The organism is Caproicibacterium sp. BJN0003, from assembly GCF_026314295.1.
In the GTDB taxonomy this organism is placed as follows: domain Bacteria; phylum Bacillota; class Clostridia; order Oscillospirales; family Acutalibacteraceae; genus Caproicibacterium.
On the sequence record NZ_CP111108.1, the window covers coordinates 2,324,290 to 2,350,384 of the forward strand.

The following is a 26,095-nucleotide window of genomic DNA, read 5'->3' on the forward strand; positions in this document are numbered from 1 at the left end:
GTAATCTGGCAGCTTCGGCTGCCTTTCGCGCGTCCTATAGGAGTGATAGAACTAATGGCAGAAAAACGCGATTATTATGAAGTCATGGGCGTGCCGAAGAACGCTTCTGATGACGAAATTAAAAAAGCTTACCGAAAGCTTGCTAAAAAATATCACCCGGATCTTCACCCGGGAGACAAAGTAGCAGAAGAAAAATTCAAAGAGGTTAATGAAGCTTACGAAGTCCTTTCCAATCCGGAAAAGAAAGCACGGTATGATCAGTTTGGTCATGCCGGCGTTGATCCCAATTTTGGCGGAGGTCCCGGCGGAAGTCCATTTGATGCAGATATTGATCTCGGAGATATTTTCAATTCTTTCTTTGGCGGCGGATTCGGCGGTACTCGTCGTCAAAATCCGAATGCTGCACGGCGCGGCAGCGATGCAGAAACCAGCGTTTATATCAGTTTTCAGGAGGCTGCAAAAGGCTGCAAGCAAACGGTTTCCTATGAAAAAATTGACGTCTGTTCTTCCTGCGGCGGAAGTGGTGCCAAAAAAGGCACTTCGGCTAAAACCTGTCCTACCTGCGGAGGCACCGGTCAAATCCACGTCAGCCAGCGCACGCCGTTTGGTGTTATGCAGACTACCCGTACCTGTGATCACTGCGGCGGCACCGGTCGAGTAATCGACAGTCCGTGTCCTACCTGCAGCGGTACCGGTCATGTTCGCCAAAAAAAGACACTCGAAATCAGCATCCCGGCAGGAATCGCTGATCAGCAGGTACTCAATATTTCCGGACAGGGCAACGCTGGAACGCACGGAGGCCCCGCAGGAGATCTTCATGTATTTGTTTCGGTAAGATCTCATCCGATTTTTGAACGCCGCGGATTTGATGTTTGGTGCGAAATGCCGATTACCTTTAGCCAAGCTGCGCTGGGCGCCGAAGTAGTTGTTCCTACAATCGACGGCAAAGTAAGCTACCAGGTACACGAGGGCACACAGCCCGGCGATATCTTTAAGCTGCGCGGAAAAGGCATTCAAAAGCTCGGCAGCCGTGGACGCGGAGATCAATATGTCCGCGTTACGATCGAGGTTCCGAAGAATCTGACTGAAAAGCAAAAGGAACTGCTGCGAAATTTTGATGACTCCGCCAACGATAAGAACTATCAAAACCGTAAGTCTTTTTTCGATAAGCTAAAGAATTTGTTTGATTAAAACACATCTTCTAATCGGGACTGTATCTTAATAGGATAACAGTCCCGATTTTTTATTGTTCATAAAAAGAGAAGCACCCTATCTGCAAATTGCAGATAGGGTGCTTCTCTATATAAATAGGAGAATTGTAAGTAAATTAAAATGGTCTCAAAACGTTACCGATTAAAGTAATCAAAAAATTTTGCCAACTCTTCTGTAACTGCTTCGAAGAGCAGCCTTCCTTTTTCTGGTGATGCAAGATGTGGCTGCCCAATATGTCCCTCGGGATTCACCTCATTGAAATTCGCATATTTCTGATACTTTTTGTAGCCCAGAAGATCACGTTGAAACCACGGGTCTCCGGGTACCGGATCACATTCATGAATTAATTCCTTATGAACAAGCTCTGGGTGAAGATACATCATAATTGAAGTTTCAAATTCACCTGCATGGCCCATTCCGCCTAACTTTGACTCCCGAATCTCGCTGATTCTTGGGCCTGCTACATCCCAATAACGCAATTCTTTGAGAGCAAAAGAGGTTCCATGTTTTTCGCCCATCTCATTGATCACAGCAGAAAGATAAACTTGGTTTCCCCCATGCGAATTGACCAGATACATTCTCTGAAAGCCATTTTCCCGCACACATTCACAAATATCGCAGGCATAATTGACCAAATCCTTTTGGGGCATGGTGATATATCCCGGCGCAAAACGATGATGCGGTGAATATCCATAGCAAACCTGCGGCAGAAGAATGATCGGCGTCTTTGCAAGCGCTGCTGCCTGTTCGGTAACTTCTTTTCCCAAAAAAGCATCCGTCCCTACCGGTAGATGATAAGAATGCTGTTCTGTAGATGCAAAATTGACTACCACTGCAGCTTTTTCACGATACTGCTCAAATTCCAGCTGACTTAACTCGTTCCAGTTAATCAGCATTCCGACTCCTTCTTTCCTGTTTTTTGCAATTCAAAAAGAACTTCAATCTCCGCGGACTGTCCATTTGGTAAAGCACTCACACCGATTGCGCTGCGCACCCCCTGATTCTCAGCTCCCAAAAGAGCAGAAAACAATTCGGAAGCTCCATCCGCAACTGCGCTTTGCTCATGAAATTCTCCTGCACTGGCAATAAAAACTGTCATTTTAATAATTTTCGAAATACGATTTAGGTCTCCGATACATTCTTGTGCATTCGCCAAAATATTCAGCGCGCATTGCCGGGTCGCTTTTTTGCCCTCTTCCAAGGAAACATCTTTTCCCAGATGCCCCACAACCAAAGGTTTTCCATCTTTTGCGCAGCCAGTTCCAGAAGTATAAAGATAATTTTCTCCGAACACCGTCATCATGTTATAACGTCCAATTGAAGAAGTATGTTTTGGGATTTTCAAAGAAAGTTCCTCTATTTTTTTATAAATATCACTCAATATAATGCCCCCTTTTCATCCGGGCTCAGTCGGCAAAGGCTGCAGCTGCACGAGTATAAAGCCGCAAGAAATTTCCGCTAAACCATTTTTCAAGTTTTTGAGGATCAATTCCGCTGAGAAGCACCGAACCCAAGCTGACCGCAGGATCATTCCATGGTCCGTCTGTTCCATAAAGGGCCTTATCAGGATTTAACTCCTGATCAACCATGGTCAATGCCCCATAACGCTTATTGACCGGGCTGCAAAGATCATAATACAGATTCGAATAACGATTGCAAAGTTCAATACATTTTCCGGTTCCAAGATCCATTGCGCCATGACCGATAATCAGCGGTGCCTCCGGGTATTCTTTTGCGAGCTCTTCAAAAACACTCAGCCGATCTCCGCCAAAATAAGTATGGCTCAAAATTGGGATATGATGTTCACTCGCATAGCGGAACATCTTTTCATAATTCTTCCCATCAAGCGGATAATCTCCGGAAAGTTCCGGATGAACCTTAAATCCAACGATTTCTTTATGAGAAAAATACTCTGGCACTTCTTCATCAAACAGCTCCGGATAGTTCGGATTTACCATATACTGCCCCAGAAAACGACCCGGATGTCTGCGGCAAACGTCCAACGTATACTGATTTCCTCTGACAGGGTCGCCTGAAATTGCCATATTAGAAGAAAAGACGACGGTATCCACGCCCAAACGATCCATATTATCGAGCATCTGATACTCGTTATTATAAGGAAGGTAAAAATTCCAGATTGGTCCCATATGTGCATGAGAATCAATCACGCGATATTTTTTGCTTGCTTCCATCATAAATTCCCTCCTTTGATCGGCAGTCCCATGATTCTGCGAGCATTATCTCCTGCAATCAGTTTTTTCTCTTCAAATGACAGATTGGCAAACGTCACTTGACCGACCATCGTTCCAATTGTGGAAACCGGGAATTTAGAACCAGCAATAAAGCGCTGTGCTCCAACCTGATTCACCATATATTCAAGCTCTCTGTGAACATCCAGCCCGGAAGTTTGCACATACAGGTTCTGACATTCCCGCAAAAGCTTGATTAAAGTCCATGCTGTACGCTGAAATCCATCTGCCAAAACAATATCCAATTTCGGAAAGTCTTTTGCGACTTCATAAAGTTTCGACCAATCCGGTTCATCACGGCGATTTGGAGAAAATTCAACGGTGATCGGAATATGCCGACGCTGAAATTCTTCAAAATAATCTCCATAGAACCACTTTGTAAACGCATAGCGCGTTGCTTTGGCCGGATTTCCTGTGGAAGACGGGAATAAGCGAACTGCTTTTATGCCCTCTTTTTCCATCTGATCCACATAGGCTTTCGGAGAACAGCCCATTGCCTCTTCACTGGGAACAACAACCCACGTTGGAATCATTTCCGGGCGATCGTCGCCGATTTCTTCCATTAAAAGATTGTTTCCATAATTCGCCTCATATGCTTTTGCAAGCACATGATACGGCGCCGACTGTGCAATGTGATTGCGGCGCAGCTCCTTTAAGAGTCGCTCTTTATCCACCCACACTCCGGTGAACGGAACCGGTGGGCGTCCAAAGCTGACTGCAAAGTCGAGAAATTCAAGTGCAGAAATTTTTTCGGTAAAATTTTGTTCTACCATTTCTGCTCACCTCTTTCTAATATTATAAAAGCATTTAAAGTGACCCATTTATTTTTTCAGGAACTGATTTTAGTCGGTCCTATATTTTTTAATCTTATCCCAGTCGAGGCTGACCCCCAGCCCCGGACGATCTACTGCCAGAGCATAACCATCCTCTACCGGTAAAGTCTCTTTGATTACATCGTCTTCAAAATAGAGATTGCCGATTACGTCACTGGGATGATCAATTCTTGGAGCCGCAAGACCGAGCTGCAGCTCTGCGGCAGTCCCGATCCCAAATTCCGGCATACTTCCAATACAAAATCCTACTCCGGCGAGCTCGCAGAGATTTGCGATCTGCATAGAACGATAAAGTCCACCGGATTCGCTCACATAAACATTGAAAATATCGCCTGCATTTGCCCGCACTGCATCGAGTGCATCTGCCGGCTCCCAAATACTCTCATCCAGCATGAGAGGAATCGGGAATTTTTCCCGAATTTTAGAAAGCCTTAAAAGTTCTCTAGGTGCAAAAGGCTGCTCAATCGAGAGGACTCCCAGATCTGCTAACTGATAAGCAACTTTAATCAGCGTTTTTTCATCACGCCATCCCATATTTGCATCCACACGAATTCCAAGCTTTGGCCCAAACTTTTCGCGAATTGCACGAACCGCTTTTACATCGTCTTCAAAATCAATCCCAACTTTCACCTTCACCGTATGGAACCCAGCTTTTACATGCTGTTCCACTTGAGCAACGCGCTCTTCGACCGTACCCATCGCAACTGAATGAGAAAGAGGAATCCGCTCTCTGCGTTTGCCCCCAAGCAACTGATAAACCGGTAGTCCAGTGGATTTTCCGATTGCATCATACATGGCCATTTCGATGCCGGCTTTAAAGCAAAGTGCATTTTTACTCCAAGCGATTGCTTTATCCATTTTTGCGATAGCTTCGGTGATACTAAAAGCATCAAGTCCTAATACGGAATCAGAAAGCTTCTGCCCCATATCCCGCAAAAGGCCGCTTCCATAGGTATCCCAGATGGAAGAAACTTCACCAAGGCCACAAATTCCATTATCCGTATGCAGTAAAACAATGACTGCATCTCCAAATGGGTTGTTTCCCAGCGCTGTTTTCCAAACTTTTCCACCCTTAGCACCGCGCTTTGGGATACGAATTGGTATGTACTCGATTTTTTCGATCTTCATTTGATTCCTTTCTTTCTCTTATAAATTGCTACGATGTTTTTGCTTTATAGATAAAGTCCGCCGCCAGGGCCCAGAGGCCATCCGGCCAGGAACCATATAGAGAACAAAACGACCCAAGTCAATAGGTATGATAATGTATATGGCATCAGCAAAGACATTAAGGTGCCCATGCCTGCTTTTTTGTCATAGGTTTTGACAAGTCCCAAAAGCATCGCGAAATAAGCCATAACCGGTGTGATTGCATTGGTAACAGAATCGCCCATGCGGTAAACCATTTGGGTCAATGCCGGACTATAGCCAAGCATCATAAACATCGGCACGAGGATCGGTGCCAAAAGGGAATATTTTGCGTTTGCACTTGGCACAAAGAGATTGATCAGCGCACAAACAACAATCAGGATCAGCATCAAAGGCAGCCCGCTGAGTCCACTGTCGCGAATCGCAGCCGCACCATTTACAGCAAGGATTGATCCGAGGTTGCTTGTTGTAAACCACCCGGTAAATTGTCCTGCAAAGAAGCAGAGAACGACAAACGGAGCTACATCGCGGATTCCTTTTGCCATTGCTACCCCAAGTGCTTTTCCATCCGGAATTGTACCGGCAACTTTGCCGTAAACAATTCCCGGAATTCCAATCAGCAAAACCATTGTTGTTACAATCGAACCAAGCTGCATTTTCTGATTATTGAAAACATTGACGCCGTTTGCATCACATAGAAAACCATATGGTGGAATAACACCGATAATTAAAATAGCCAACATAACCAGAATTGAGATTCCACCGGCGCGCATGCCTTTTTTCTGTTCCGGAGTCGTCTGATAACTGGAAAGATCGACCGCTTTAATATCACTATCCGAAAGATTCGGATCCCATTTGCCCATCCGGGGCTCCAAAACCTTTTCCGTTACAAACGTATTGACGACTGTTAATACAATACACGCAACCGCAATAAAATACCAGTTACAGGTTGGCAAAACCACCGCGTTTGGGTCAAGGATGGCTGCGGCAGCCTGAGAGGTCGCAGAAATTCTTGCATCGGAAATGCCAATCAGCAGATTTGCTGCTAACCCGCAGCCGGTCGCCGCATAAGCACAGCACATTCCTACAATTGGATTTCTGCCGACGGCTAAAAACAACATTGCTGCTAAAGGCGGCAGAATTACGAATCCGATATCAGACATAAAGTTTGAAGAAATCCCAAGAAAAATAATAATTGCAGTAAGCATTGTGCCGCTTACTTTCATCCCCATGCGAATAAACAAAGAATCCAAAAAACCAGATTTATCTGCAATACCGACTGCAATAAATAATGGCAGTGCAATCGCAAGCGGTGCGAAAGTAGACATGTTTTGATAGCAGTTACTGATCATATATTGAATCCCTGCCGGACTCAGCAAATTAAAAACAGTAACCAGTTTTCCATCTGCCGGACTAATTGCACTCCACCCACAGATTGAACCAATCCATGAAATAACTGCTACAAGGACAACCAGCCAAATAAACAGGATAACAGGATCCGGCAGTTTATTGCCGACTCTTTCTACTCCGTCCAAAAACTTTGAACGTTTTACCGACTTAGGCTGCTGTTCCCCTTCTTTTCCCATGAATAATTCCTCCTTCTAATTTTGGAATTGCTCCCCAAGATTCTCATACCCGCTAAATTTGATTGTCTCAATCCACCTTTCTTTATTGTAAATTTCGATTGCAATCGGCTAAATTCTTACATAATGTTTTTCTTTCAAACTAATTGTAAGTTTTGTCTTCTGCCATTATTATAAAAGCCTTTTTTTAAAAGTCAACAAAAATCATGCTGTATTACTGCATAAACTATTCCTTTTTTGTTTGTATACCTTGCCTAATTTTAAGTAAAAAGCAGGGCTATAATTACAAATATTGACTAATCTTACGATATTATTGACTTTTCTTTTTTATTTTTAAAAGCTTTAAATGTTTTAAATTTATTTTTTACACAAAAACTCCGAAGAATTTGCCCTTTCAAAAAAGGCTTCATTCTTCGGAGTTTTGACTGCAATTTTAATAAATTTTATTCTTTTGGCAGATTTTGCTGATCTTTTTGCTTTGCTTCTTCCAAATAGTTATAAAGTGTAAATTTAGAAATCTGGAAAGCCTGGCACAATTCCACATTTGCTTTTGAAATTTTAAAGACCCCCTTTTTATTTAAGTAGCTGAGGGCCCGAATCTTCTCGTTTCGATCCATCATAGACATTGGCTTTCCAATTTGTTGTTCACAGTGGCTAATGTAATAGTGCAGCACATCGTCCACATTTTCAAAGCCAATCTCTTCTTCCGGTATGGAACCGGAATCATTTCCATTCGGCACAAAACCACGCAGCATATTTTGAGACAAAATGAGATCTGTTACATCAAGATTTACGCAGACAGAACCAATAATTTGATTTTTTTCATCATTAATCAGAGTGGTACAAGATTTAAAAATATGTCCCGAACGGTTGCCTGTTCCGTTAAAAAAATAGATCCGACTGTCATGATATTTTTCAATATCGTCCCCACAATGAGCAATCATCCCTCCGCGCGGAGAACCACCTACCGAACGTCCGCTTACAGAACCGTTAATAATATGCACGATGGAATGATCAAATCCTTCCCGAAAATCATGGATAATAATTTCACATTTTTCCCCCATGAATTTTTGGATTCCTTCTGCAAAACGAATAAAAAAATCAAAGTCAATATTCTTTGAAATTCTCATAAAATTGCACCATCTTTCTGTACAAAAAAATTTTTAATATTTTCTTAATTTCATGAAATTTATGAATTGATCTGAATATATTTTTGATTATAGAACAAATAGTTTGATTTGTCTATTGCTTTTAAAAAATAGATTTTAAGCAACAGCGTTCTTGCGTTAACATCTACAAACATTTGATTGATTCTCCGCTTTTGCTGACATTTTGGCGCATGTTATTAAAATTGAATTGACAGCAAGAATGGTTGTAGATATAGTGCGAAATGAACGAAGATGCAATTCGGCTAATTATTCTAAATAAATCATTTCGAAAAGATGTGATGTTTTTGTACAGTAGTAATCATAAAATTTGTTCTCTTTCCGAAGCTATTTCTACCTATGTACACTCCGGCGATCACATGGCATTCGGCGGTTTTACCACCGGTCGAAAACCGCTTGCGGCTGTTTGTGAAATTTTACGGCAGGGACAGACAGATCTGATCGGCGAAGGCGGCCCTGCCGGCAGTGACTGGGATATGCTGATCGGCGCCGGAAGAGTAAAAGCTTACATAAACTGTTATACTGCAAACCCCCGTTTTTCCAATGTAAGCCGCCGATTTCGCGCAGCAATTCAAGAAGGTTCCATTCTTTTTGAAGATTACTCTCAAGATGCACAGATGACCATGTTTCATGCAGCAGCTATGGGGCTACCCTACATTCCCGTTCGTATGATGCTTGGCTCCGGCATGGAAAAAGAATGGGGCCTCTCCGAAGAAGAACGCAAGAAAATCGATAAACTACCGAATCAGAAATTTTTGATTCAGCAAAATCCTTTTAATCCCGAAGAAAAGCTCCTTTTGCTCCCGGTTCCTCGGCTGGACACCGCCATTATTCATGCACAAATCGCCTCTCCCGACGGCACCTGCCGTCTTTTGAGCGATCCGTTTCAAGATATTGATCTGGCCTTCGCCGCAAAAAATACGATTGTTACCTGCGAAGAACTGGTCTCCAACGAATGGATTCGCCGCGAACCGGAAAAGAATACCATTCCCGGCATTACCGTAAGTGCAGTTGTTCATCTTCCTTATGGAGGACACCCCTCTCAGGTTTACGGCTACTACGATTACGATAAGGAATTTTATCTTGAATATGATCGTGCAGGAAAATCTGACGAGGCATTTCAGCAATTTTTAAAAGAGTGGGTCTATGGGGTCAAAAATCATGCTGAATATCTAGAAAAACTTGGTGTTAATCGGCTGCTTAGCTTAAAAAATGTCCCTGGATATGGATTTCATGTTTCCGACGAAACCATCGCAGAGGAGGAGAGCAAATGAGTGAATCTTATACTCATGGTGAGATGCAGGCTTATACGATTGCTCGCCTTATCAAAAAAGATCAGGTCGTAATCGTTGGTACAGGTTTGCCTTTGGTAGGAGCAATTCTTGCCAAAAAGCGCCTTCAACCAACATGCCGTTTAATTGTTGAAAGCGGATTGATGGATTTCAATCCAAAAGAAATTCCCCGCAGCGTGAGCGATAACCGTTCAATGGCACACTGTGCCGTAGCATGTCCGCCGATTCGTTATCTTGGCTATCAGGCAAATGCACTTTTAAATCATAATGATAACCTCATTGGTTTTATCGGAGGTGCCGCCGTCGATATTTACGGCAACGTTTCTGCCACTTCCATTGGAGACTACCATCACCCGAAAGTTCGTTTTCCGGGTTCCGGAGGAGCAAACGGAATCGCATCTTTTGTCAATACCGTAATTGTCATGCCACATGAAAAGCGGCGTTTTGTAAAGGAAATGCCCTATATCACAAGTCCCGGTTGGCTTGAGGGACCCGATGGGCGCAAAAAGTCTGGACTTCCCTCAGACCGCGGACCGCAAGCAGTGGTTTCTAATCTCGGCATCATGAAGTTCGATGAAAAGACAAAAGAAATGTATCTCTCGGGCTATTACCCATTTACTTCACCGGAAGAGATCGCGGAAAACACCGGATTTTCAATGGATCTGTCCCGCGCAAAAGTTCTTCCGGAACCAGACGAGGATACCGTTCGTTTTCTGCGTGAAAAAGTCGACCCAGATCACCTTTATCTTCAACCATAAACTGTAAGCAAACATGGAGGAATTCCTATGAAAAAAGGAATCAGCATTTTTATTAATGAAAAGCTTTGCAAACAATGTGGAATCTGTTCCGCACTGTGCCCAAAGAAGGTTTTAACACAGGAGGTCGGCTGTCCTCCGGTTGTCGCCAATTTGGAAGACTGCATCGGATGCGCACTATGCCAAATGCGGTGCCCTGATTTTGCGATTGAAGTGGAGGTAAAATAAGCCATGGAAAAAACGGTTAAAAAATTTATCGAAGGCAACGTTGCCATTGTAGAAGGCGCCATCGCTGCCGGCGCTCGTTTTTATGCCGGCTATCCAATCTCTCCCAGCTCTGAAATTGCCGAAACCGCTTCCAAAGAGCTGCCAAAGCATGGTGGAATGTATGTTCAAATGGAAGATGAACTAAGCTCTATGGCAACCCTGCTGGGTGCTTCTCTCGCGGGTAAAAAATCGTTTACTGCAACCAGTGGCCCCGGTTTCTCTCTGATGCAGGAAAACTTGGGACTCGGAATTATGTCTGAGATTCCAGCTGTTATCTATGATGTTCAGCGCTGCGGCCCTTCCACTGGCGCTGCGACGAAACCCGCACAGGGAGATCTCATGCAGGCGCGCTGGGGAACGCACGGCGATCACGGAATCATCGCTCTGAGCCCTTCTTCTGCACAGGATTGTTTTGATCTTTCCATTACCGCATTTAATCTCTCTGAAAAATATCGAATTCCTGTCGTTTTCCTTGCTGATGAAGTAATCGGTCATTTGCGTGAAACCGTTATTATTCGGCAGCCGGATCCTTCTGAGATCATCAACCGTCGGCAGCCAGACCCCAATACAAGACCCGAGGATTTTCGTCCCTATGATTTTTCCGGAAATATGCCCGCACCGATGCCTTTTATCGGGAATAAAAAATTTCTAATGCGCACAACCGGTTCCACACATGACGAAAAAGGCGCTTTTCGCCCAACACCGGATAACATTAGCCGTGTGACCAATTACCTAACAAACAAAATTGAAAAAAACGCCGATGATATTGTAATAACCCGAGCATACCATCTTGAAGACGCCGACGAAGTCATTATTACCTTCGGATGCTGTGTACGCAGCGCTATGACTGCTGTTGATCGTCTGCGCCAAGAAGGAATAAAAGCAGGTCTTCTGCAGTTGGTCACGATCTGGCCCATGGCAGAAAAGAAAATCCGCTCCGTTCTCTCTTCCGTACATAGAGTCGTGATTCCGGAAATGAACATGGGACAGCTTGCAAATGAAATTCGTAAATTTAACGATTACGGCTGCAAGGTCATACAGGTCAACCGCAATGATGGCATTTTGATTACGCCACAGCAAATCATTGATGGATTGGAGGCAAAATAAAATGGCTACTTATAAAGATTATATGCTTTTTGATAAGCTTCCCCAAACTTGGTGTGCCGGCTGCGGAGAAGGAATTGCACTGCAATCCATTGCGGTAGTACTTGCTTCTACCGGATATGATAAGCACGATATCGCGCTGGTCAGTGGCATTGGGTGCTTTGGCAGGGTTGATGATTACCTCGACCTCAACTGCATGCATGTTACCCACGGCCGGGCGCTGCCGGCGGCAACCGGAATTGCGCTTGCGAATCCGAATCTCCATGTACTTGTCACGATGGGAGACGGCGATGGTGTAACCATTGGCGGAAATCATCTGATTCACTGTGCCCGCCGTAATATTAATCTGACGGCCATCATTGCAAATAACTACAATTATGGGCAAACCGGAGGGCAGTATTCTGCCACAACACCAACCGGTAGTGTCACCTCGACTTCCCCTTACGGGCATATTGAACCCCCAATGGACATTTGCAAATTGGCCGCTGCAGCAGGCGGAACCTATGTTGCCCGTGCCACCTCTTACAACCCGATACAAATGCGCAAGCTGATTAAAGATGGGATCGAGCATAAAGGTTTTTCTTTGATTGAAATTATGGTGGCCTGCCCCACACATTATGGTCGTTACAACAAGCAAGGAGAAGCTGCCCGCATGATGAAGCTAATGAATGAACAGAGTATCACTCCCGAGCAAGCCTCCCATATGACGGAAGAAGAACTCAGCAACAAAATCATTGTTGGATGCCTTGTCAACAAAGAGCGCGAAGATTACTATACAAAATATCATAAAATCATTGAAGAAGAGAGCGAGGAGGCGTAAAATAATGAAAAAAGAAATTGTTTTAAGCGGCGTCGGTGGTCAGGGGTTGATCTCCACTGGCGAGATCATCGGTCAAGCAGCTTCTATTTTTGAAGGATTGAACGCCACAATGACTGCTTCTTATGGCTCCGAAACAAGAGGAACCTTCACCAAAACAGACGTGATCGTCAGTGACCAGCAGATTGGTTATCCCAATGTAGAGGTTCCGGATTTAATTTTATGTCTCGCACAGGTCGCCTACGATAAATATCTTCCCTCGTTTCGTGATGATACGCTGATCGTATATGATACGGATGAGGTTAAAAAGGCGGATTCTTCTAAAGGACAACACATCGGCTATCCATTCCGCTCGATGGGAATTGAACTCGGCAATATTCAGGCAGCAAATACAATCGCATTGGGCGTTATGATGAAACACACCGGGCTTCTGTCAAAAGAAAATATTCTTTTTGCGATTGCCTCCCGCTTTGCAGGGAAAGAAAAAGCAATCGCAATGAACAGCAGAGCACTGGAAAAAGGATTCGAATTATAATCTTTCCCGAAAGCGAGGGGTCTTTGTGGAAAATGAATTTGAAATCTCCAAATATGAGCGTGACAAAAATCCGCATGCACATTTTCACGAAACTTATGAGATTTTGATTCCACTTAGCAATGAAGGAACTTTTTTCGTGCAGGAAAATGGCTATCAGCTTTGCTTTGGCACCATTTTTATTCTGCACGAATATGTAATCCACCGTTGCTTTTGCACGGGAAACAAATCTTATGCACGCTATGCAATTCATTTTCCACGCCGAATTTTAGAAGAAATGTCTACTTCCCACACTAATCTTTCCGCTCTTTTTGAAAGTGCACCGTTGGTTTTGCGAGTACAGGATGATGCGCTTGCAAATTTACTGGGAATCCTTTGCAACCTGACCAAACCCGATTCCGATGATTTCGGCAACGACATAGAACGTGCGCTCTCCTTTCGCAAATTTCTCCTTATGCTGGCAAAAATAATTGCGCAGGAAGAACCGCTTCCTCCTCCACTGCCAAAATCAGATCCCCGTGTTGATAAAGTCCTACAATACATTCATGCAAATTATTCCTCCCCTATTTCTTTGGAGACCCTCTCAAAAGAATTTTATATCAGCAAATCAAGGCTTAGTCAGCAGTTTCGAAAGTCGACTGGTTTTTCCATTGGAGATTATATTATTACCTATCGCATTCGGCGTGCCTGCGTCCTACTTCGCCAAGGAATGAAAATTCAAAACATTAGTAAAGCCGTTGGCTTTCAAAACGACACCCATTTTATCCGCACCTTTAAAAAGCGAATGGGAATGTGTCCCAGCGACTTTGAAAAACAGGTTCTCGTGGGATCTGCTCCAAATATTCTTTTTTAGTTTGTTTTTATTTTTTATATTAATTGCTTTTTTTGCTTTTTTGATTTTAAAATTTGAATCATAAAATGAGCTGCAAAAAAGGCTTCGAAAAGAGTTTTTCTTTTCGAAGCCTTTTTGTTTTGTTTCGAAGGTGCAATTTCGAAACAACAGGGAGAAAAATGAGATATTAGAATTTAGGAAGCGGCCGTCTCGTCTTCACGCTGAGGCGCAGGGAATGGAATCGTACGTGTCTTTCCAGAACCGGATGGATAATACGGAAGTTGTTCGTCAAAACACTTTTTTCCATTCTCATACCATGCAACCAAATGCTGAATGGTATCGCGCGCTTTCGCGGCTACGGCCAGATCGGAGTTGAAAGCTTGATGAGGCTGCACATAAATATTGTCCGAGCGTTCTAAAGCACGCTTTACAATTTCCGTAGCAGCCAAACAGTTTGGATTATCGGTCTCTGCCACATGATTTAGACTCTTTGAAAAAGCTTCTTCATCGGTAAAAACATCCAAACCAATTCCTTTAATAATTCCCTCGTCATAAAGTTCCAACAACTGTGATTCCGGTGCAATCTCGCCCCTTGTCACATTGATGAAAATCAGACCGGGCTTTGCTTTTTGCAGATATTTTCTTGAAAAATAATTGACATTATAAAATGGACTGTGAGAAATTTTTGTCAAGTTCATGGCATTAATAATAATATCGCTATTTGCGATTGCCTGCTCTTTTGTTACAAAATTTACCTTATGGTGATAAAATTCATCCAGCTGACTTTCACGAATATCTACTGCCTGTGCGGTCAATCCATTTGCCGCAACAAGGTCATAAATCCGCTTGCCGATTTTACCAACACCAAAAACCGTCGCGACACGATTCCCTGCCAACTCTTCAAAAGAAGGCTCCCGGTTCCGTTCAAAAGTTCTAGTGCAGACTGTATAATCATTGAGCAGCCCGGCTGTTGCATATAAGAATTTAATCGCCGTCTGTGCCACCGCATTGACGCAGTATTCGCGTAAAGATGTAATATTTGCACGATCCGCCAGTGCCTCATAATGATCATATCCGGCACTGCGGGTAATGATGCTTTTCTTCTTGCCATTCAGATATCCCTTTGGCAAAATAGAATGTGTTTTTGTAGTGATGATATCAGGTAACTCTAAATCAGGATGTGCTGCTAAAAAGTCCTGTACATTTTCCGGCGTAATCAAATAATGTAGATTTGCCGGAAGCTGATGTGCCTGCTGCGCTTTTGTTGTCTCCTCTTCCAAATGTCTTGCTTCTTCGCCAAGCGCCTCAAAATGAATGATATCATATGGTTTCATGATTCTCATCCTCCTTATAATAAATTCAAGGACGCGCTTCCAATCTTCAATTTACCAATCATCAAGCTGATTTAATTTTAAGCTGCTTTGCCTTGGTCATTTCTGCTGATCGGCATTTTTTCTACTTTACCAACATCACTTTGTGAATAGGTTTGTACTTTTGACTTCGGATTCCACCATTTGCAGGCATAAGCTACAATTCCCATTACCGCAACAATTGCGAAGCATACCCATGTGACAATATGAGGACCTGCAGCTGCCATCGTCGTCATTAGGACCGGCGGAATTACCTGTAGACCAACAATAATTGGACGATTGATTAGATCTGAAATGCCGGAATCCTCAATTCCTCTGGACTTTAGTTCCGGATCGCAAATACGCTGAAGCATAACGCCTGTTGCAGCAACGCCGCAGGCATGGCCCCAAACCATCATATTGCGTTCGAACCAATCCTTTGGAGAAGAATGTTTGCCAACGATATGGAACCAGAGCCAGTTTGTTAAGAACCCTGCCGCACAAACTACAATCAGCGGGACCGCATATTTGACAACAATCCCAAGCTGTAGAGAACCAATACCGGAAACCATCAGGAAATCGGTAGAAGTACCGCTGATCCGGCTGATGCTTCCCCGGTCAATGTATTTGTCCGAATGGGTCTTATTCATAACTGCATTAACAATGAATCCAAAAAGAAGTGCTGTGCAGAAGGCTGGAATTTCGACTCCGATTACGGGTATTAATGCTTTTGAAAGCATGTAGCCGAAAAGAGAAGGAACTAAAACTAATCCTAAATGGAATGCCATCGGATCCATGCAGATCGTAGAAATGGTCGCCTTCGTGCTCGCCTGCTGATCCATTGGCTGTACCAAACCGGTCTTCATGGACAACGGCAAATCCTTTGGAGAAGTTACATAATGGGTATATCCTTTGCGGGCGCCCCAGTTAATGATCGCCACGCCGGAAATAATGCCTCCGACTAAGCCGACCGTCGCGGTTGTATAACCCAAAGCAGAAGCTTCATCCCAACCAAGGCTTTCATATGTCTGACCAACAGCAGCTGCTGTTCCATGGCCGCCATAGAATCCGGTTGCCATCATCAATCCAAATCCCGGATTCAAATTTTTGAAGAACAGATCCAACACATAAACTGTGAGGAACATCCCAACTGCATACTGCAACACTGCAACGCCGGTAATGTTAAAGAACATTCCACCGATCGCCGGTCCGGATTTTGCCTCTTTGCTTGGCTTATCTCCAATCGGCATTGCGGCAAACACAATTACAATTAAAACACTTGCATATGTACTAAGGCTCTTGGAAAAAGGAAGAATTCCCCAACCATTTGGGCCTAACACTAAAGCGAAGATTCCAGCTATTAGAGCCGGTGGGATCAACAGTTTTTGAAAAATTTTCAATTTCGCACGCAGCAGCTGCCCCAACAGCAGCAAACCGGCCATCATACTGACATCAGTCAAGACCGTCCAAAGGGTCATAATCAAACGCCTCCCATCAAATTTTGAAAAACAACTTTTGCAATTCCGGACTTGCTCCCTTTTAAGAGAGAAAAAGGAATCGGCAACTTTGCCAATTTTTTTTTTGCTCTCTCCCTTTTTCATGCACTATCATATCATCCAATTTTCGCAATTTCCTGCACTGTATTTGCATAAAAATGATGTATCTTGCTATTTGGTGGTATATTTTCTTTTTTGGAATTATTTTTTACTTTTTTCCCCATATGATAAGGAAACAAATAAAATTCATAAAACAATTTCATTCATTTTTAGATAAAATCACTTTGGATTTCTTTCCCTTTTTCCCCTTTTTCTGTTTATTGATTCTGCTTTGGAATAAAGCAGTTTCATAATATTCCTTTAATCCCTTAATACCAGCAAAAAAGCTACAGAAATAGCACAATAAATGTCTTTTTTCTCTTGCTAATGCATTGGTTTGCTGTAAAATTTGCATATCTTGCTCCGCAATTTTTATCGTTTTCCAATGAAACCCTCTAACAAAAACTTTCATTTTGGGAAGGAGATCTTTTTATGATTCGCTACAAATATGAAATTCATTCTAGTCGAAATGATACTTATTCCATGGATCGCCCACACTTTCACGAAGATGTTGAAATCATGATGTGTACTTCCGGCGAAGGACTTTTCTTTTTGGAACCGGAAATTTATCCACTCCATCGGGGAGAGTTATTCCTTTTTGGTGCTTCAATTCTGCACCGAAGCGTTGCAAACGAATCCTACCGCAGCCGAGTCCTCCATATTGCGCCAAGTTTACTGCAATCTCTTTCCACTCCAAAAACAAACCTTGCAGCCTGCGCCGAACGGTCAAAAATTCAGGTAACTCTATCGGAAGAAGAAACCGTGGAGCTTGAAAAGCTCTATAATCAGCTTCAGACTCCCTGCTCCAGCGGAAACTTTGGGGAAGATATGCAGCAATTGCTAACTCTTTTAACGTTTCTACACAAAACATTCTGTTATTTTGCTACAGCAGATTTGAAAGCAACAGAAATTAACCATGATTTAGAAAAGGTTGCGCCAATTTTGGAATATATTCGGGCACATTTATCAGAACCCTTAACCATTGACTTGATTGCCTCACACTTTTTCCTGAGTAAATACTACCTCTGCCATATTTTTAAACCTGCAACCGGATTTGGCGTCATGGACTACGTCATTCATTGCCGAATTTTGCGGGCCCGGGAACTTTTACGCAATGGAATGCGCGTGCAGGAGACTGGAGAAACCGTCGGATTTCGCAACAATGAACATTTTATCCGGACTTTCAAAAAACTGACCGGAACTTCTCCTAAGCGTTATGCTAAAGAATATCTGCTCAGCGATCAAAATAAAAAAGGAGAAAGTCTTTCAGCCTGAATTTGGGCTAAAGACTTTCTCCCTATCGCTGCTTTAAAATAGCGATAAAAAAGGATCCCAACCATTCAGGCGGGACCCTTTTTATTTTCTTCTCAGAAAATTATTTCATACTTGCAAGTTTTTCCAATTGATCGTAATGATCTTTCGCAGCTTCTTCTGCTTTCTCAAAGAGCATCTTTGCACGATCCGGGAATGCACGAGTCAAAGAATTGTAACGAACTTCGCCCATGATAAAGTCATGATAGCTTGCAGTTGGCGCTTTAGAGTCAAGCTGCATTGGGTTCTTTCCAATTGCTGCAAGGCGAGGATCATAACGGAGCAGATTCCAATATCCAGCATCTACAGCCTTCTTTTCCTCGGTCTGTGCAATACTCATGCCGCCCTTGATTCCGTGATTGATGCAAGGAGCATAAGCAATGATAATGGACGGGCCATGATAGCTCTCAGCCTCATGGAACGCCTTGACACACTGATTCATGTTAGCGCCCATTGCAACCTGTGCCACATAGACATAGCCATAGCTCATTGCAATGGCAGCCATATCCTTTTTCTTCGTTGCTTTTCCGGTAGCCGCAAACTGGGCAACTGCACCGATTGGGGTTGCCTTAGATGCCTGTCCGCCGGTATTGGAATAAACTTCGGTATCAAAGACGAGAATGTTGACGTCTTCTCCAGAAGCCAAGACATGGTCAACTCCGCCGAAGCCAATATCATAGCACCAACCGTCGCCGCCGAAAATCCATGTGGATTTCTTCGCGAGAAATTCTTTTTCTTCCAGAATTCCCTTGGAAACCGGGCAGCCTTTTGCAGCTGCTTTTTCCAATTCCGGAATCAGCTTATCGGTTGCAGCACGGTTTGCACCGCTGTCTTTTTCGGTATCAAAATAATCACTGCAAGCCTTTTTAAAGGATTCAGAAGCACGTTCATCTTTCGCAAGTTCCTTGATTTCGTCCATGAGACGACCACGAACTGCATCCTGACCAAGTGCCATGCCCATGCCATATTCCGCGTTATCTTCAAACAAGGAGTTTGCCCATGCCGGACCAAATCCACGCTGATTGCGGGTATACGGTGTAGAAGGTTCACTACCGCCCCAAATAGAGGAGCAACCGGTAGCATTTGCAATATACATGCGATCGCCGAAAAGCTGAGTCGCAAGTTTTGCATAAGGAGTCTCTCCGCAGCCTGCGCATGCACCAGAGAACTCAAGAAGCGGCTGCTTAAACTGACTGCCTTTAACGGTAGTCTCCTTAAACTTCTCAATCACTTCAGGTTTCTCCGGCAGTTTTACGCCATAGTCAAAACCTTCCTGAGAAACAGCCTGTGTCTCCATCGGCTTCATTGAGAGTGCTTTATTCCCCTTCATTCCTGGGCAAACATTTACGCAGGAACCGCAGCCGGTGCAGTCATAAGCAGAAATCGTCACAGCAAACTTCATGCCAGGCATACCGGTCATATCTTTTGTCTTCTGAGAGGCAGGTGCTGCTTTTGCTTCCGCTTGGGTCATTGCAGCCGGGCGAATGCAGGCATGCGGGCAAACATAAGAGCAGAAATTACACTGAATACAGTTATCAGGATTCCACTCCGGAACATCTACAGCAATTCCACGCTTCTCATAAGCAGAGGAACCTGCCGGAGCTGTGCCGTCTGCCATATCTTTAAAGGCAGAAACCGGCAGCTTATTTCCCTGATAGCGGTTGATCGGTTTCAACACGTTGTTTACATAATTTACAGTGTCAGGATCGCCCTCGGTTGCAACAGAGACCTTCTGGTCATCGGTGCAGTTCTTCCAGGATTCTGGCACATTCACTTTATGATATTCTTTTGCGCCGCGATCAATTGCCGCAAAGTTCATATCAACAATCTTTTGGCCCTTCTTCGCATAGCTATGCTCTGCAGCGGCCTTCATATACTCAATCGCTTTTTCTTCCGGAATGATCTTTGCGATGCTGAAGAAAGCAGACTGAAGAATTGTGTTGATACGGTTGCCAAGTCCAATTTCCTTGCCAAGCTTTACACCATTAATGGTGTAGAAGTTAATGTTGTGATCAGCAATGAATTTCTTCATCTTGCCAGGCAACTCCTTGTCTAGCTCTTCATCACTCCACTGGCAGTTCAGCAGGAAGCTGCCGCCGTCTTTCAAGTCCTCAACCATATCGTAGTCGGTCACATAGCTGGACTTATGGCAGGCAACAAAATCGGCCTTGCTGATATAATAGGTGGATTTGATCGGGCGATCGCCAAAACGCAGATGAGAAACAGTCAATCCACCGGACTTCTTGGAATCATAGGCAAAATAGCCCTGAGCGTACATATCGGTATGATCACCGATAATCTTGATGGAGTTTTTGTTCGCACCGACAGTACCGTCTGCGCCAAGTCCCCAGAATTTGCAGGAATGGGTTCCCTTCGGAGTGGTATCCGGGGTTTCCTTAACCGGCAAAGAAAGGTTCGTGACATCATCCACAATGCTGATTGTAAAGCGTTTCTTAGGAGTCTCGCTCTGCATATTGCGATAGACAGCAACAATGTCTCCCGGGGTTGTATCCTTGGAACCAAGGCCATAACGTCCGGTATAAATCGGCACACAACCAAACTCAGTGCCGGAAAGGCCCGCCAAAACATCCAGATACAGCGGCTCGCCAATGGAACCGGGCTCACGGGTACGGTCGAGAACAGAAATTTTCTTTACCGTCTTGGGCAGAACTTTTGCCAGATATTCCGGTACAAACGGACGATAAAGATGAACCTTAACAAGACCAACCTTTTCGCCGGCAGCATTCAAATAATCGACCACTTCTTCTGCGCATTCGCAAACAGAACCCATGGCAATAATGACCTGCTCTGCATCGGGAGCACCATGATAGTTGAACGGTTTATAATCGGTACCGATCTTCGCGTTCACCTGATTCATATAATCCTCGACAATTGCGGGCAATGCATCATAATAAGGATTAGAAGCCTCGCTTGCCTGGAAGAAAATATCATCATTCTGAGCAGTTCCGCGGGTTACCGGATGTTCCGGATTCAATGCATTTTTGCGGAACTTTGCAACTTCATCCCAGTCCAGCATATCGCCGAGATCTTTATAATCCCAGTAATGAATCTTCTGAACTTCATGAGAAGTACGGAATCCATCAAAGAAATGCAGGAACGGCACATGTCCTTTAATTGCGGCCAAATGTGCAACTGCGCCCAGATCCATAGCCTCTTGCGGGCTGTTGGAGCAGAGCATTGCAAAGCCAGTCTGACGGCATGCATAAATATCGGAATGATCACCGAAAATACAAAGTGCGTGCGTTGCAAGAGAACGAGCTGCGCAATGAATCACTCCAGGAAGAAGTTCTCCTGCGATCTTATACATGTTTGGAATCATCAGGAGCAAACCTTGAGAAGCAGTGTAAGTGGTTGTGAGCGCGCCGGCAGCCAAAGAACCATGTACGGCTCCGGAAGCGCCTCCCTCGGACTGCATCTCTGTAATATGCACCTTTCGCCCGAACAGGTTTTTCTGTCCTGCTGCAGCACTCTTGTCCGCTTCATCTGCCATGGGTGAAGACGGAGTAATTGGGTAGATGGCAGCAACATCAGTAAATGCATAAGAAACATATGATGCAGCCGTATTGCCATCCATAGTCTTCATTTTTCTGGAATCCATTGGGCAAATCCTCCTTTAATAAACGTATAAGAAGCGCCTTATAAAATTTTTCGCTTTCTCTTACGTAAAACTATTTTTATTCTAACATTTTTCTATTCTCCTGTAAAGAAACTTTTTATGGATTGTATATTTTTTAACAATAGGTCCCTACTTTTTTTGCAACATGCCTAGTTTTTAATGTTTTATGGCATAAAGTCCCTTATTTTCTTCTCCAAAACAGTTGCACATTGACATTTCTCCTATTGATAGGATACAATAAGTAAGTAAAAATCTATCATTATTTAGATCATTAGAGAAAATACCGTTTTATGCTTTCCTAACTGAAAGGGGAAATGAACTTTTATGGCTCCTGAACCTGGGCCCACTGATTTTTTATGGACAACAATTATTTTACTGCTTTTACTGCTTTTGCTGACTGCAATTTTGACTACAGCAGAAATCGGAATCATCAATCTTTCCGACAGCCAAATCAAAAAGCTCACTGAAGAAGGAAATCCGCAGGCTAACACCATTTCGAAACTCACCAAACATTCCGCACGGTTTTTAGGGTCCGTGCGTTTGGGAATTGGGATCTGCGAATTTTTGGCGGCAGGACTTGCCTCATGGGGAATTGCACCATTTCTTGGAAATGCGCTGTCCTCTCTAGGTCTTCCTCAAAATGTCACTTTTATTCTTGGATTTGTCTTAACGATCCTTCTTTTGGTCTTTTTATTTTTACTTTTCGGAGAAGCAATTCCCAAAAAGTTTGCTCCTCAGCGCATTGAATCCTCTGCCTATCGATATGCAGGCTTTTTAAAAGGTCTTATTATCTTTTTAAAGCCGATGTTTTCACTGATTTCGGGCTGCACTCATTTCGCGATGCGAATTGGCGGGTTAGACCCCAATCATGAAGACTCGACCGTTACAGAAGAAGAAATTTTAATGATGGTCGATCAGGGCGAAGAAAAAGGAGTCATTGCAGAAGACGCGAAAGACATGATCTCCAACATCTTCGATTTTGATGACAGTACCGTTGCAGAAGTGATGACGCACCGTACAGACATCATTGCCGTGGAAGATACCGATACCATACAGGACGTTGTCAATCTCGCAATTCAGGAAGGTTTTTCCCGGATTCCCGTCTATCACGAAGACCTAGATAATATTCTTGGCATTATCTATGTAAAAGATTTGCTCAAATATGTTGGAGCTCCTGTCGATCAAACACTGAAACTCACAAAGCTGATGCGTTTAGCTCATTTTGTTCCGGAAACCAACAAGTGCAGCGAGCTCTTTAAAGAAATGACAGAGAACCATTTTCAGATTGCGGTCATTGTTGATGAATATGGTGGAACCGAAGGACTGATTTCCCTGGAGGACCTGCTAGAATCCATCGTCGGCAATATTCAGGATGAATATGACCGTGAAGAAGAAGAAGTCATTGAAGAAGGGCCTAACTGCTGGAATGTTGACGGTTCGATTGCGATTGACGATGTGGAAGATCTTACTGGCGTTACCCTGCCCCGCGGTGATTATGACACGCTTGCCGGTCTTTTAGTCGAACTGCTTGGCAGAATCCCCAATCCGGATGAGCAGCCTTGTGTCAAATATGGGATGCTTACTTTTACTGCTCTGCGGGTAGAAGAACGCCGGATCACGCGAATTCGTATCCGCAAAAAAGTTTCTTCACCGGAAGCCACCGAAAAAGGCAGCGCAAAATCACAAAATAAAAAATAAAGTTAAAAAATCCTCATCGGAAAATTTTCCGGTGAGGATTTTTTTAGGAAAGCCAATCATAAAAGCCGCAAAATAAAGCAACGCTCTTTGTGATTGGCTAACCTGTTTATTCATGATTAGGTTTTGGGGCAACCCCAGGAACCGGCATGCAGTTCCAAATATTTGCCGCATATTCGTGGATCGCACGGTCAGCCGCAAATCTTCCCGCATTTGCAATATTAGTTAGGCACATCTTCTGCCAACTGAGCGAATCCTGATAGAGCTTCGCCGATTTTTGCTGCGCTTTCGCATAGCTATCAAAATCAGCTAAAACCATGTATGGATCTTGATTAATCAGCGAATCCGCAATTTCCGAAAAATCATTTCCATTCCAACCGGTGTGTATCTCATCGACCGCTCTGTGAATAATCGGATTGTTTTCATAAATCTGCCGCGGATGATATCCCGCTTGCTTTAAACTGTTCACTTCCTGCGTAGTCATTCCGAAGAGAAGCATATTATCGTCCCCCACAGAATCATGAATCTCCACATTGGCGCCGTCCAGCGTTCCCAGCGTGACCGCTCCATTAATCATAAATTTCATATTACTGGTGCCGCTCGCCTCGGTGCCTGCTAGGGAAATCTGTTCACTGATATCGGCCGCTGGAATCATCAATTCTGCCAGCGTAACTCGATAATCCTCGATATAGACAATCTTAAGTTTCTCTTTTACGCGGGGGTCATTGTCAATGACCTGCGAAAGCTGATAGATAAACCGTATAATCTGCTTCGCAAGATAATAGCCGGGCGCCGCTTTCGCTCCGAAAAGATAGGTGCGCGGCTGAAAATCGGCATTCGGATTTTCCCGCAGCCACTGATAGGTAGAAAGGATATGCAGTGCATTCAGATGCTGGCGTTTATACTCATGCATTCTTTTTACCTGCACGTCAAAAATGGAATCAGGATCTAGTATGATTCCATTTTCTCTCTGAATATAGTCAGCTAAACGTTCTTTGTTTTCACGCTTAATTTTAGAAAGAGCTTCCAGCGTTGATCTGTCGTCTTTAAATTTTTCAAACTTTTTAAGTTCATCGGCAAAATGAATATATCCGTCCCCGGTTTTTTCGGTCAGCAGCTCTGAAAGCCCCGGGTTCGCCTGACAAAGCCATCTTCTGTGCGCAATTCCATTCGTCACATTCGTAAATTTCTGAGGCATTTCCGTATAAAAGTCATGAAAAACCGTATCTTTTAAAATTTGGCTGTGCAGACCCGAAACCCCGTTTACATGATGTGCTCCTACAACAGCCAGGTTTGCCATCTTGACAAATCCATCGTTGAGCGGTGCCATACGACCAACCTTATAACCGTCCACACCATGCCCATGCATTTCAGCGCAGAAGCGGCGGTTGATCTCCTCGATAATCTGATAAATTCTTGGCAGACGCAGACGGAACAAGTCCGTATTCCAACATTCCAGTGCTTCCTTCATCACGGTATGGTTTGTATAGGCAAACGTACGAGTGGTAATATCCCATGCGTTTTCCCAACTGTAACCACACTCATCCAACATAATCCGCATCAGTTCGGGGATCGCAAGGACCGGGTGTGTATCATTCAGATGGATTGCCACCAAATCGGGCAAATTATCCAGCGTTGAATAGTGGAAAAGATGATTCCTAACAATATCCTGAATACTGGCGCTCACCAAAAAATACTGTTGGGTAAGCCGCAGGCTTTTTCCTTCCATGTGATTATCTTCCGGATAAAGCACCTTCGTAATCACTTCTGCCATTGCATTTCGCTCCATCGCCCGCAGATATTCGCCGGAATTAAAAAGCTTCATATTAAAATCAGGGCTTTTGCTCTTCCAAATCCGCAAACACGAAATCCCCTTGCCGTCTACTCCGGAAACATACATATCACATGGAATTGCAATAATATTGGTATAGTCTTTATGGATTGTCATATGATGAGAACCGGACCATGACTCTTCAATATGCCCGTCAAAATGGACTTCTACTGCTTTTTCCGGGATTTCACGCAGCCAGACCTGACCGCCGGGCAACCAAAAATCAGGCAGTTCCGTCTGCCAGCCGTCTACCAGCTTCTGGCGAAAGACCCCATATTCATAGCAAAGACTGTATCCGGTAGCAGGATAGCCATCGGTCGCTAATCCGTCCAAAAAGCAGGCGGCCAGTCTTCCCAATCCGCCGTTTCCAAGTCCGGCATCCGGCTCGCAGTCATAAAGACGATCGAGTTTTAAGCCCATTTCCCCCAGGGCTTGCCGAAAAGGTTCTTCCAGCCCCAAATTCCAAAGATTGTTTTTCAGGCTGCGCCCCATCAAAAATTCCATGCAAAGATAATACACGTGCTTTGTATGATTTTTTTCTGCTTTTTCTGAAAATTCACTATATCCTTTTGAAAGAAGATCAATCACAACTTTAGCGACCGCTTTATAGCATTGATCATCTGTCGCATTGTCCAGCGCAACCCCAAAATTCTGCCCCAATTTTGCAAGAACACGATTTTGTATTTCTTTTTCGGATAAATGATAATTCATTTGCGCTCCTCCAATGAAAGCCTCATTTGGATTGCTGCCGGCTTTCTCCAATGTTTTTGTTCGAAAATTCACAAAGTGGGATTGTTTCATTATTATAAAATAAATCCCGTTATGTTGCAACAATCCAAAATCATTTTACATCTAACCCATCAAACATATTCATGCCTTTTCGTTTTCC

The 26,095-nt window shown here is 43.8% G+C and carries 22 protein-coding genes; 10 read left to right on the forward strand and 12 right to left on the reverse strand.

Going from position 1 to position 26,095, the window contains the following annotated elements:
• The first annotated feature begins 54 nt into the window (after positions 1–54).
• Positions 55–1,191 carry a molecular chaperone DnaJ gene (gene dnaJ, locus OP489_RS11550; protein ID WP_266162133.1) on the forward strand — a complete coding sequence of 379 codons (1,137 nt, stop codon included), beginning with the start codon at positions 55–57 and terminating at the stop codon, positions 1,189–1,191.
• Positions 1,192–1,346: 155 nt separating this feature from the next.
• Here dnaJ and OP489_RS11555 read toward each other — a convergent pair whose 3' ends face one another.
• The 7 genes from OP489_RS11555 to OP489_RS11585 all read right to left on the reverse strand — a co-directional run bounded on the left by OP489_RS11555 (position 1,347) and on the right by OP489_RS11585 (position 8,153).
• Positions 1,347–2,108: a creatininase family protein gene (locus OP489_RS11555; protein ID WP_266162134.1), complete on the reverse strand. Its 762-nt coding sequence runs from the start codon at positions 2,106–2,108 to the stop codon at positions 1,347–1,349.
• Entirely contained in the window at positions 2,102–2,593 is a 492-nt protein-coding gene (locus tag OP489_RS11560; RefSeq protein WP_266162135.1) for a RidA family protein, read from the reverse strand. Before OP489_RS11560 ends, OP489_RS11555 begins: the two co-directional genes overlap by 7 nt.
• A 25-nt stretch (positions 2,594–2,618) precedes the next feature.
• Positions 2,619–3,407, reverse strand: a complete 789-nt coding sequence (locus tag OP489_RS11565; protein WP_266162136.1) for an amidohydrolase family protein — start codon at positions 3,405–3,407, stop codon at positions 2,619–2,621.
• Positions 3,404–4,234, reverse strand: coding sequence for an amidohydrolase family protein (locus OP489_RS11570; protein WP_266162137.1), 831 nt, complete (start codon positions 4,232–4,234; stop codon positions 3,404–3,406). The genes OP489_RS11565 and OP489_RS11570 overlap by 4 nt, the downstream gene beginning before the upstream one ends.
• Positions 4,235–4,303: 69 nt before the next feature.
• Entirely contained in the window at positions 4,304–5,422 is a 1,119-nt protein-coding gene (locus tag OP489_RS11575) for a mandelate racemase/muconate lactonizing enzyme family protein (RefSeq protein ID WP_266162138.1), read from the reverse strand.
• Between the two features lie 44 nt (positions 5,423–5,466).
• Positions 5,467–7,026 carry an AbgT family transporter gene (locus tag OP489_RS11580; RefSeq protein ID WP_266162139.1) on the reverse strand — a complete coding sequence of 520 codons (1,560 nt, stop codon included), beginning with the start codon at positions 7,024–7,026 and terminating at the stop codon, positions 5,467–5,469.
• A 440-nt stretch (positions 7,027–7,466) separates the two neighbouring features.
• Positions 7,467–8,153, reverse strand: a complete 687-nt coding sequence (locus OP489_RS11585; RefSeq protein WP_266162140.1) for a helix-turn-helix transcriptional regulator — start codon at positions 8,151–8,153, stop codon at positions 7,467–7,469.
• Positions 8,154–8,413: 260 nt separating this feature from the next.
• Here OP489_RS11585 and gctA point away from each other — a divergent pair, with 260 nt between their 5' ends.
• From gctA to OP489_RS11620, 7 genes are read left to right on the forward strand one after another with little or no spacing between them, the layout of a single operon-like run.
• The gene (gctA, locus tag OP489_RS11590) at positions 8,414–9,463 is read left to right on the forward strand and encodes a glutaconate CoA-transferase subunit A (RefSeq protein WP_416232452.1); all 1,050 of its coding nucleotides are present in this window, start codon (positions 8,414–8,416) and stop codon (positions 9,461–9,463) included.
• The gene (locus tag OP489_RS11595; RefSeq protein WP_266162141.1) at positions 9,460–10,239 is read left to right on the forward strand and encodes a CoA-transferase subunit beta; all 780 of its coding nucleotides are present in this window, start codon (positions 9,460–9,462) and stop codon (positions 10,237–10,239) included. The genes gctA and OP489_RS11595 overlap by 4 nt, the downstream gene beginning before the upstream one ends.
• A 27-nt stretch (positions 10,240–10,266) precedes the next feature.
• Positions 10,267–10,464, forward strand: coding sequence for a 4Fe-4S dicluster domain-containing protein (locus OP489_RS11600; RefSeq protein ID WP_266162142.1), 198 nt, complete (start codon positions 10,267–10,269; stop codon positions 10,462–10,464).
• Between the two features lie 3 nt (positions 10,465–10,467).
• The gene (locus OP489_RS11605; protein ID WP_266162143.1) at positions 10,468–11,610 is read left to right on the forward strand and encodes a 2-oxoacid:acceptor oxidoreductase subunit alpha; all 1,143 of its coding nucleotides are present in this window, start codon (positions 10,468–10,470) and stop codon (positions 11,608–11,610) included.
• 1 nt (position 11,611) lies between these two features.
• Positions 11,612–12,427 carry a thiamine pyrophosphate-dependent enzyme gene (locus OP489_RS11610; RefSeq protein WP_266162144.1) on the forward strand — a complete coding sequence of 272 codons (816 nt, stop codon included), beginning with the start codon at positions 11,612–11,614 and terminating at the stop codon, positions 12,425–12,427.
• Between the two features lie 4 nt (positions 12,428–12,431).
• Positions 12,432–12,959 carry a 2-oxoacid:acceptor oxidoreductase family protein gene (locus tag OP489_RS11615; RefSeq protein ID WP_266162145.1) on the forward strand — a complete coding sequence of 176 codons (528 nt, stop codon included), beginning with the start codon at positions 12,432–12,434 and terminating at the stop codon, positions 12,957–12,959.
• A 25-nt stretch (positions 12,960–12,984) separates the two neighbouring features.
• The gene (locus OP489_RS11620) at positions 12,985–13,809 is read left to right on the forward strand and encodes a helix-turn-helix transcriptional regulator (RefSeq protein WP_266162146.1); all 825 of its coding nucleotides are present in this window, start codon (positions 12,985–12,987) and stop codon (positions 13,807–13,809) included.
• A 173-nt stretch (positions 13,810–13,982) separates the two neighbouring features.
• On the opposite strand, the gene OP489_RS11625 is transcribed toward OP489_RS11620, so the two are convergent.
• The 3 genes from OP489_RS11625 to OP489_RS11635 all read right to left on the reverse strand — a co-directional run bounded on the left by OP489_RS11625 (position 13,983) and on the right by OP489_RS11635 (position 17,144).
• Positions 13,983–15,122 carry an NAD(P)-dependent oxidoreductase gene (locus OP489_RS11625; RefSeq protein ID WP_266162147.1) on the reverse strand — a complete coding sequence of 380 codons (1,140 nt, stop codon included), beginning with the start codon at positions 15,120–15,122 and terminating at the stop codon, positions 13,983–13,985.
• A 77-nt stretch (positions 15,123–15,199) separates the two neighbouring features.
• Positions 15,200–16,615 (reverse strand): sodium/glutamate symporter, encoded by a 1,416-nt coding sequence (locus OP489_RS11630; RefSeq protein WP_266162148.1) that lies wholly within the window; start codon positions 16,613–16,615, stop codon positions 15,200–15,202.
• 277 nt (positions 16,616–16,892) lie between these two features.
• Complete coding sequence (locus OP489_RS11635) at positions 16,893–17,144, reverse strand: hypothetical protein (RefSeq protein ID WP_266162149.1); 252 nt, start codon at positions 17,142–17,144, stop codon at positions 16,893–16,895.
• 20 nt (positions 17,145–17,164) lie between these two features.
• On the opposite strand from OP489_RS11635, the gene OP489_RS11640 reads away from it, so the two are divergent.
• Positions 17,165–18,007, forward strand: coding sequence for an AraC family transcriptional regulator (locus tag OP489_RS11640; RefSeq protein WP_266162150.1), 843 nt, complete (start codon positions 17,165–17,167; stop codon positions 18,005–18,007).
• A gap of 100 nt (positions 18,008–18,107) precedes the next feature.
• On the opposite strand, the gene nifJ is transcribed toward OP489_RS11640, so the two are convergent.
• On the reverse strand, positions 18,108–21,662 hold the full coding sequence (nifJ, locus tag OP489_RS11645) for a pyruvate:ferredoxin (flavodoxin) oxidoreductase (protein ID WP_266162152.1): 3,555 nt from the start codon (positions 21,660–21,662) through the stop codon (positions 18,108–18,110).
• A gap of 342 nt (positions 21,663–22,004) precedes the next feature.
• On the opposite strand from nifJ, the gene OP489_RS11650 reads away from it, so the two are divergent.
• A complete protein-coding gene (locus OP489_RS11650; protein ID WP_266162153.1) occupies positions 22,005–23,378 on the forward strand; it encodes a hemolysin family protein in 1,374 nt (457 codons plus the stop codon).
• A 106-nt stretch (positions 23,379–23,484) separates the two neighbouring features.
• Here OP489_RS11650 and OP489_RS11655 read toward each other — a convergent pair whose 3' ends face one another.
• Entirely contained in the window at positions 23,485–25,917 is a 2,433-nt protein-coding gene (locus OP489_RS11655; protein WP_266162154.1) for a glycogen/starch/alpha-glucan phosphorylase, read from the reverse strand.
• Positions 25,918–26,095 lie beyond the last annotated feature (178 nt).